This window comes from Mycobacterium sp., assembly GCF_035623875.1.
Classification (GTDB): domain Bacteria; phylum Actinomycetota; class Actinomycetes; order Mycobacteriales; family Mycobacteriaceae; genus Mycobacterium.
Window position 1 is genome coordinate 1 of sequence record NZ_DASPSP010000254.1, and the last position, 9,702, is coordinate 9,702.

Here is a 9,702-nt window from a genome sequence, read left to right on the forward strand (position 1 = left end):
GGCTACCCAGCGTTCGAGGAACGCGCCGCGCTGCGGACGTGGTTGTACCGGATCGCCACCACCGCATGCCTGCGCGCGCTGGAGAACCGGGCCCGCCGGGTGTTGCCCGCGGGGCTGGGCGCCGGGTCGGAGGACCCGGACGCCGACCTTGACGCGACCGGCGGCAGCCATCACTGGCTCGAGCCGCTGCCGGACGCGTTGACACCCGAGACCGTGTTCACCGCGCGGCACAGCGTGCGACTGGCGGTCGCCACGGCGCTACAGGAACTCCCGGCGCGTCAACGCGCGGTGCTGATCCTGCGCGACGTGGTGCAGTTCAGCGCCGCCGAGGTCGCAGAACTGCTGGAAACCACGCCGGCGGCGGTCAACAGCGCACTGCAACGTGCGCGCGCCCACCTCGCTGAAGTCGCGCCCAGCGAAGAGGATGCAGCCGAGCCGGACGACGCCGATCGCAGCGAATTACTCGACCGCTACTGCGCGGCCTTCGAAAACGCCGATCTTGCGGCGCTTACCGAGCTGCTGCAAACCGACGTCAGGCTTGAGATGCCGCCACTGCCGATCTGGTTCACCGGGCGCGACGCGGTAACACGCTTCCTCGCCCGGCGCGCCTTCACCGCACCAGGCGACGTGCTGCTCGTCCCGACGGCCGCCAACGGGCAGCCCGCCGTCGCCGAGTACCGTCGGGCTGCGGACAACGTTCTGCGGGCGCATTCGATACATGTGCTCACCGCCGGCGCCGCGGGGATCGCCGGAATCGTCGTCTTTCTTGATCCGGCGTTGTTTTCGGTGTTTGGTCTGCCGCCAACCCGGTGATCTGAGTCCCCGATAGCCGCCGGCGACGCTGAGAGAGGCCCGGCAAGCTGACCTTGCCGTCGGGTCCGTCGACGCGAAGTCAGTCAGCTTTCGGATCAATCCGGCCGTATCTGCTTAGCTTGAGACTTAGCTTGAGACCGCGATCGGTTACGGCCAGGTCGATTACGGCACGAAGGAGTCAGTTGTGTACCTCTCAGAATTCATTGCGCGTCGGGTGGTAGTCGGCGTGATCGGCGCTGGCGCAGTTACCGGCACGCTGCTATCTGCTACCGCCGGAAAGGCCGCCGCTGATCCGCCGCCTCGGCCACCGAACTGCACAGCTGCGGACGTAGCCGGTGTTGCGGCTGGTGTTGCGACGGCGCTCTCGACCTACCTGTTCACTCACCCGGATGTGAACGGGTTCTACACCGGCCTCCAGGATCAGCCCAAAGATCAGATCGGCGGCGACGTGCAGAACTACTTCAACGCCAATCCGCAAGAGCAAGCTGACCTTGAGGGCATCCGTCAACCACTGACTGACGTCAGGGAGCGTTGTCAGTGGACTCCATTAGTTGGGCAGGCCGGCCCAACTCCGTGAGCGATGCGGCCACAGGACTTAACGCCGAGCAATCTGTCGTACGAACTCAGGCCGCATCGTTGCGTGCAAGGGAATATACTGCGGCCCTCAGTTGACGTATCAGCCAAAAGAACCCCCGCCCGTGACCGGAAGGAGACCGCGATGACCTGGTGGAAGCGGTCTTGGATTGCCGCGGGGATAGCGATGATGGCTGTCACGTCGATCCCTGAAATGTATTCCGTCGTGCAGCCCTCTGGCGTGGCCAACGCCGACGTGTGCGCGAGCGTCGGCAGGCGTGTTTCAGTGAGCGGGTGCACCAACGTTGCCGACACGGTCAACACCTATGTCCCGCCGCCGGCCGACTATGCGCCGCTGCCGCAGGATTTTCCGCCGCCACCACCACCGCCGCCGCCGGCTAATGTCTGCGTTGGCGTCGGCCAGCGAATCCACGTCAGCGGGTGCACGTAGATGCGCGCCGACTGCAACCGAGCGGCATGGGCCTGACAAATCGGGGCTAGGTTGATCCCAATCCGGCGGATCGCCACGCTAAGACGTGGCAGGTGCGACTTCTTCGACGGCTGGGGTTGACGCTAACGGTTACGCGCGGTCGGGCGCAGCCGCAACACGTACGCTCAAACAATGACGCCACCACGGCAATCCAGGGTTGCTCGATACCCGATCGCGACTTCAGCTGGCGATCCTTTTCCCGGAGCGCGGCGAAACGGCTGTCCGGGCCGGGGCGAACTGATCGACACGGTAGACGTTGTGAAGGGTGATCGATGAGGGTTCCGGGTGTAGGCGCCGTTGTCGGCGGTCTGACCGGTGCAACAGTGGGAATGTTGCAGGCCGGAGTGAACGGCGTGGCAACTGCCGCGGGCACAATGCAGGCGCTGGCCGGTCCGGTAGTGAGTTCGGTTAATCACTCGACCGCCCGAGTGCTCGGGACGGGCAGTTCGTCTAACGTCACCCCCGACGGCGCCGCGGCGACCGTGCGCTGGCAAAGCGGACAGCGGGTGCACCTGGACCTGGATCCGTTGTTGCCGTTCCCGCGCTGGCACGATCATGCGTCCATCGTCGAAGAGCCGGTCCGTGAGGTTCCCGGTGTGGCCAGCGCCCATGTCGAGGGCTCGTTGGGCCGACTGGTGATCGAACTCGAGGATGGCGTCGACAGCAACGCCGTCTTGGACCGGGTGCGCGGCGTGGTGGCGTCCGCGGCAGCCGACTTGGCCGCCGCAGGGCCGGAGCCGCAAATCCGAACGGCGCCATTCGCCGACCCGGGTGACCCGTTGGCGATCCTGGTGCCGCTGACCGCAGCGGCCATGAATGTGGTTGCGATCGGTGCCGCAGTTACCGGCTGGGTCGTCAAATTGCCCGTCGCGCCGCGAGCCGCGCGAGGCGCGGCGGCCATCCTCAATCATCAACCGCGCATGGTGTCCGTCCTGGAGTCGCGGTTGGGTCGTGTGGGTACCGACCTCGCGCTCGCGGCTACCACGGCGATAACGAACGGACTCACCCAGGCGGTCGGTACACCGGTGCTGGATCTCGCCCAACGTAGCCTGCAGATCTCCGAGGCGGCCGCCCATCGTCGCCGGTGGAGCGATCGCGAGCCGGAGCTGGCCTCGCCTAAGCGGCCGCAAGCTCCGGTGGTCCCGGTCATCTCGTCGGCCGGGGCGCGTTCGCAGGCTCCGCGACACAACTGGGCCGGCGCAGAAGCCGGTGAGGCGTCGCATGTCGTGGTCGGTGGCGTGATCGACTCCGCAATGGACACCGCCAAGGGTGCGATGGCCGGGCCGATCGAGGAATACGCCGATCAGGCTGCGAACGGTTCCCTGATCGCCGCGGCCGGCGCGTTGCTGGCCGGCGGCGGCGCCGAGGACGCGGGCGACGCCGTGCTGGCCGGTGTGCCGCGAGCCGCCCATATGGGCCGGCAGGCGTTCGCCTCGATACTTGGTCGCGGCCTCGCCGACGCCGGGCAGCTGGTCCTCGACCCAGGTGCGCTGCGTCGCCTGGATCGGGTGAAGGTCGTCGTCATCGACGGCGCGGCGCTGCGCGGCGACAACCGTGCCGTGCTGAAGGCGCAGGGCGACGTGCCCGGTTGGGACGAGGACCGAGTTTACGAGGTCGCCGACGCGCTGCTACACGCTGAGCAGCCACCTGACCCCGACCCCGACGAGTTGCCCGCCACCGGGGCGCGCCTGCGATGGATTCCGGTGCAGGGACCTTCGGCGGCGCCGGCCCAGGGTCTCGAAAGCGCCGATTTGGTGGTCGATGGCGAAAAGGTGGGCAGTGTCGAGGTGGGCTGGGAGGTGGACCCCTTTGCGGTGCCGCTGCTGCAGATCGCGCACCGGACCGGAGCCCGGGTGGTGTTGCGGCATGTGGCCGGCACTCAGGATCTGGCCGCCAGTGTCGCCGCCAGTCATCCGGCCGGCACTCCGCTACTAAACGTCGTACGCGAGCTGCGAGCGGACCGCGGACCGGTGTTGCTGATCACCGCCCTGCACCGGGATTTCGCATCTACGGACACCTTGGCGGCGCTGGCCATCGCCGACGTGGCAGTGGCTCTCGACGATCCCCTCGCGGCAACGCCGTGGACTGCGGACATCATCACCGGTACCGACCTGGCTGCCGCCGTGCGGATCCTCTCGGCGCTCCCGGCGGCGCGGCGGACCTCCGTATCATCGGTGAACCTTGCCAAGGGCGGCACCACTCTGGCCGGGCTGTTACTGGTCACTGGTGAACCTGGCCGTGCCACCAACCCGCTTAGCCTGCGACGCTGGCTCAATCCGGTCAACGCGGCCGCCGCCAGCGCCTTGGCATCGGGCGCATACTCGGCCAGCAAGGTGCTGCGGCAACCCGATCCCACCCCGCAGCCGTTGACCGCCTGGCACGCCCTGGACCCCGAGATCGTCTATTCGCGGCTCGCCGGTCGCACCCAGCCCTTGGCCGTCGAGGTCGGCACGGCGCCATGGCGACGCGTTCTCGACGACCTGTACTACGAACCGCTGATGGCGCCGCTACGACGGCCGTTGAATCAGGTGGGACGGCTACTCGACGCGACGCGGCACGAACTCGCCGACCCGCTGACCCCGATCCTGGCGGTAGGAGCGGCGGCGTCCGCGATCGTCGGCAGCAACATCGATGCCCTCTTAGTTGCCGGCGTGATGACGGTCAACGCGCTAACCGGCGGGGCGCAACGGCTGCGGGCCGACGCCGCGGCCGCCGAGCTGTTCGCCGAACAGGACCAACTCGCGCGCCGCGTCGTTGTCCCGGTGGTAGCGACGACACGACGCCGGTTGGAGGCAGCTCGGCATGCCGAACGCACGGTTACTGTCAGCGCGCGATCGTTGCGTCCAGGCGACGTCATCGACCTGGTCGCTCCGGACGTGGTACCGGCCGATGCCCGGCTGTTGGTGGCCGAGGACCTTGAAGTCGACGAGTCCTTGCTCACTGGCGAGTCGCTGCCGGTGGACAAGCAGGTAGAACCCGTCGGCGCTACCGATACCGACCGGGCCAGCATGGTTTTCGAAGGCAGCACGATCATCGCAGGGCATGCCCGGGCGATCGTGGTCGCTACCGGTGTGGGCACCGCTGCGCATCGTGCGATTTCGGCGGTCGCCGATGTCGAATCGGCGGCAGGGGTGCAGGCACGGCTACGCGAGCTGACCGCCAGGGTCCTTCCACTGACGCTCGCCGGTGGCGCCGCTGTCACCGGTTTGGCGTTGCTGCGCCGTGCGTCGCTGCGTCAGGCGGTCGCCGACGGCGTCGCAATCGCGGTAGCTGCCGTCCCGGAAGGGCTGCCGTTGGTGGCGACCCTGTCCCAGCTCGCCGCCGCCCAGCGGCTGTCGGCGCGCGGCGTTCTGGTCCGCGCACCCCGCACCATCGAAGCGTTGGGTCGAGTCGACACCGTGTGTTTCGACAAAACCGGCACGCTCACCGAGAACCGTCTGCGCCTGGTGCGTTCGGTACCGGCCGAAACCAAGCCGCGAGGCCCGTTCCCCGACGCCACCGACCCACAGGCCGCCCGGGTCTTGCGGGCCGCCGCGCGCGCATCCACCCAGCCGCACGAAAGGCAGGGGCACGCCCATGCCACCGACGAGGCGATCCTCAAAGCGGCGGATTCACTTGCCAGCGAAGGTGATTCGGAGTGGAGCATCATCGCGGAGGTGCCGTTTGAGTCCAGTCGCGGCTTCGCCGCGGCGATCGGCACACTGAGCACGGATCCAAAAGCCCCGTTGCTGCTGCTGAAGGGCGCTCCTGAGGTCGTGCTGCCGCGCTGCCGGTTCGCCGATCCGGCGGCCGATCAAGACCATGCGGAGTCGTTGGTGCACAGCCTTGCCCAGCAGGGCTTACGGGTACTGGCGGTGGCACAGCGCAGCTGGGAACACGAGACCGAAGACGACGAAGACACCGATGCCGACGCCGTCGACGCCGCCGCGCACGATCTGGAGCTGATCGGCTACGTCGGTTTGGCGGATACCGCACGGCCATCGGCGCGCCCACTGATCGAAGCGCTGCACGATGCCGACCGCAACGTCGTGCTGATCACCGGCGACCACCCGGTCACCGCGCGGGCCATCGCGCACCAACTGGGCCTGCCGGCGGACGTGCGGGTGGTCACCGGCGCCGAGCTGGTCGGCCTTGACGAGGACGCCCGCGCCAAACTCGCCGCCGATGTCCAGGTCTTCGCCCGGGTCAGCCCCGAGCAAAAAGTCCAGATCGTCGGGGCGCTGCAGCGTTGCGGGCGAGTGACGGCGATGGTCGGCGACGGGGCCAACGACGCCGCCGCGATCCGGATGGCCGACGTGGGCATCGGGGTGAGCGGTCGAGGTTCTTCGGCCGCCCGCGGCGCCGCCGACATCGTGTTGACTGAGGACGACCTGGGTGTGCTGCTCGATGCGTTGGTCGAGGGCCGCAGTATGTGGGCCGGTGTCCGCGATGCGGTGACGATCCTGGTCGGCGGCAATGTGGGCGAGGTGCTGTTCACTATCATCGGCACGGCACTCGGCACCGGGCGGGCGCCGGTGGGAACCCGTCAATTGCTGCTGGTGAACTTGCTGACCGATATGTTCCCCGCGCTCGCGGTCGCCGTCACCCCGCAGTTCGATGAACCCGAAGCCGACGAATACGACACCGAGGAAGAGGCCGACGAGGCCCGGCGGGCCTACCAACGATCGGTGCTCACCGCGCCGACACCTTCACTGGACGCTCCACTGATGCGGCAGATCGTCACCCGTGGCGCTGTCACGGCCGCCGGTGCAACGGCGGCCTGGGCTATCGGGCGCTGGACTCCGGGCACCGAAAGACGCACGGCAACAATGGGATTGACTGCGCTGGTGACAACGCAGCTGGCCCAAACGTTGCTGACGCGGCGGCACAGCCCACTGGTCGTGGCGACCGCACTGGGCAGCTCCGCGGTTTTGGTCGCCATCGTCCAGACTCCTGGCGTCAGCCACTTCTTTGGATGCACGCCACTGGGGCCGGTCGCGTGGACCGGAGTGGCCGGTGCCACCGCAGCGGCCACCGGCCTATCGGTGCTCGCACCGAACTGGTTGGCCAAAACCACCGGAATCGTCGAGCCCGACCAACCGTGACGGTCGTCGGCAACACGCGACAGGCAAAAGTGCGGCAAATTTACGTTTTGGCCATCCAGCGGCGGGCACTCCCAGCAAGATCGATTCATGGCGATCGCAAGCGCGGCGTAGCCGGGCGCAGCCGGTCGCCATGCGACAGATAGTGCGAGGTTGCTGAGAGCACAAAAGGAAGTTCCATGAGCCAGACGAGCCTTACCCCGACCGCCACGCAGGCGCCTAACTTGGCGATGCTGTTCCTGAACCGCGTCGAGGCGTCAGCAGATCGGGAAGCGTTCCGATACCCCGAGAACGGTAAGTGGGTTTCGGTCACCTGGAAGCAGGCGGCCGAGCGGGTGGAAGCCCTGGCAGCCGGACTGCTGGCGCTGGGTGTCGCACCCGAAGACCGGATCGGAATCGCGTCAACCACGCGGTTCGAGTGGATCTTGGCCGACTTGGCGATCATGTGTGCCGGCGCGGCCACCACCACCGTTTACCCGAGTACCAACGCCGAAGACACCGCCTACATCCTCGCCGACTCCGAGTCGCGGATTGTCTTCGCCGAAGACGACAAGCAGTTGGCCAAGCTCACCGAGCGCCGTAGCGAGCTACCCAACCTCGCCAAGGTGGTGGTGTTCGACGGCGCTGCCGACGGCGACTGGGCGATCACCCTGGATGACCTCGCGGCGATGGGCGCGAAGTACATGGCCGAGCATCCGTCCAGTGTGCGCAGGACTGCAGAGGAGATCACCGGCGACCGGCTGGCAACGCTGATTTACACCTCGGGGACGACGGGCAAACCCAAAGGGGTGCGGCTGCGCCACGAGGCGTGGGTGTACACCGGCGCCGCGATCTCCGACATGGGTCTGCTCGGCGAGGACGACCTGCAACTGCTGTGGCTGCCGCTCGCGCATGCCTTCGGCAAGGTGCTGATCTCCACTCAACTGGCGTGCGGCTTCGCCAGCGCGATCGACGGCCGCGTCGACAAGATCGTGGAAAACACCGCGGTGGTCAAACCGACGTTCATGGGAGCCGCGCCGCGCATCTTCGAGAAGGCGTACTCCCGCGTCGTCACCACCCAGCAGAACCAAGGCGGCATCAAAGCACGCCTGTTCGACACTGCATTCGCGGTGGGCCGTCAGGTCGCCCAGCGACGCCGCGCCGGCCAATCCGTCCCGTTGGCTTTGCAACTGCCGCACCGGCTGTTCGACCGGTTGGTGTTCGCTAAGGTGCGCGACGTGTTCGGCGGGCGGATCCGGTTCTTCGTGTCCGGTTCCGCGCCGCTCAACCGCGACATCGCCGAATGGTTCGACGCGGCCGGGCTGCTGATCCTGGAAGGCTACGGGCTGACCGAGTCCGCCGGCGCGGGCTTCATCAACCGCCCCGACAACTACAACCTCGGCACCGTAGGCCTGCCGTTCGAGGGCACCGAGGTCCGGATCAGCGACGCCGGGGAGGTGCAATTCCGCAGTAAATGCGTGATGGCCGGCTATCACCACCTGGACAAAGCCACCGGCGAGGCGCTCAGCGACGACGGCTGGCTGTCCACCGGAGATCAGGGCAGCATCGGTGACGACGGGTTCCTCAAGATCACCGGCCGGATCAAGGAACTGTTCAAAACCTCCGGCGGCAAGTACGTCGCGCCGCCGGCCATCGAGGCGAAATTTGCGACGTTGTGCCCATACGCCAGTCAGTTCATGGTGTTCGGGGAGGGACGCAACTTCGCCGTCGCCTTGGTCACCCTCGACGCCGACGCGATCGGCGGCTGGGCCAAAGAGCATGGCCTGGCCAAGGCGTCCTACGCGGAGCTGACCAAATCTGCCGAGGTGCACGAGATGGTCGACGAGCACGTCAAGAAGCTCAACGCCAGCCTGAATCGATGGGAGACCATCAAGAAGTGGGCCTTGCTGGACCATGAACTCTCCGTCGAGCGCGGCGAGCTGACACCGTCGCTGAAGGTGAAACGCAGCGTGGTCGCCGAGCAAAACAAGGAGACCTTGGATGGCTTCTATTCCTAATATTCCTGAACCCATTGCTGAGGAACCAGGCTGGCTTGCCGACGCCGTCAACGCGGCCGCGCCCGGCCATCTGCTGCGTGTGCTGGAGTGGCGCACGGCCTTCGAGTACCTCACCGCGCGCAGCGCGGCCCGACGCATAGCCGAGTGGCCCCGCGGCGACGGTCATGCCGTTCTGGTGATCCCCGGATTTCTGGCCGGCCCATTCTCGACTCAGCTGCTGCGTGATGTCTTGCGCCGCTTGGGCTATCGGGTCTACGACTGGGGTTTGGGCTACAACGTGGGGTATCGCGCCAGCATGAAGGAGACACTGCCGGCGCGGCTGCGCCGGATACGAGAACGGACCGATGGGCGCAAAGTGAGCATCGTCGGTTGGAGCGCCGGCGGAATCTACGCCCGGGAACTGGCGCGCGCCTTCCCCGACGATGTGCGGTCGGTGATCACGCTGGGATCGCCGTTCCGCGGCAACCATCGGGCCAGCACAGCGTGGAAGGTCTGGCGGCTGGTCAACCGCGGCGCCGATGCTACCGAGGCTGTCTCCGAATCCGCGCTGATGCGCCGCGCCCAACCATTGACCGTGCCGACTACCTGCATCTACAGCAAAACCGACGGCATCGTGGCCTGGCAGTGCTGCACCAGCTTGCCTGCTCCGGAGACGGAAAACGTCGAAGTGCGCAGCAGCCACCTCGGATACGGCCACAACGTGCAAACGCTGTCGGTGATTGCCGACCGTCTCGCCCAACCGGAAAAC

General features: G+C 67.2%; 6 protein-coding genes. All 6 read left to right on the plus strand.

Annotated elements, in window-relative coordinates; translation table 11 throughout:
• A partial coding sequence (locus VEI45_RS20785) for an RNA polymerase subunit sigma-70 (RefSeq protein WP_324856419.1) occupies positions 1-813 on the plus strand: 813 nt, incomplete at its 5' end.
• 184 nt (positions 814-997) lie between these two features.
• Positions 998-1,390: a heme-binding protein gene (locus tag VEI45_RS20790; protein WP_324856420.1), complete on the plus strand. Its 393-nt coding sequence runs from the start codon at positions 998-1,000 to the stop codon at positions 1,388-1,390.
• Positions 1,391-1,531: 141 nt separating this feature from the next.
• Positions 1,532-1,837 (plus strand): hypothetical protein, encoded by a 306-nt coding sequence (locus tag VEI45_RS20795; RefSeq protein WP_324856421.1) that lies wholly within the window; start codon positions 1,532-1,534, stop codon positions 1,835-1,837.
• 368 nt (positions 1,838-2,205) lie between these two features.
• Positions 2,206-6,960, plus strand: coding sequence for a cation-translocating P-type ATPase (locus VEI45_RS20800; protein WP_414687547.1), 4,755 nt, complete (start codon positions 2,206-2,208; stop codon positions 6,958-6,960).
• A gap of 176 nt (positions 6,961-7,136) precedes the next feature.
• Positions 7,137-8,954, plus strand: coding sequence for a long-chain fatty acid--CoA ligase (locus VEI45_RS20805; RefSeq protein WP_324856423.1), 1,818 nt, complete (start codon positions 7,137-7,139; stop codon positions 8,952-8,954).
• Positions 8,938-9,702, plus strand: a 765-nt coding sequence (locus tag VEI45_RS20810) for an esterase/lipase family protein (protein WP_324856424.1), incomplete at its 3' end; no start/stop codon positions are given. The genes VEI45_RS20805 and VEI45_RS20810, both read left to right, overlap by 17 nt.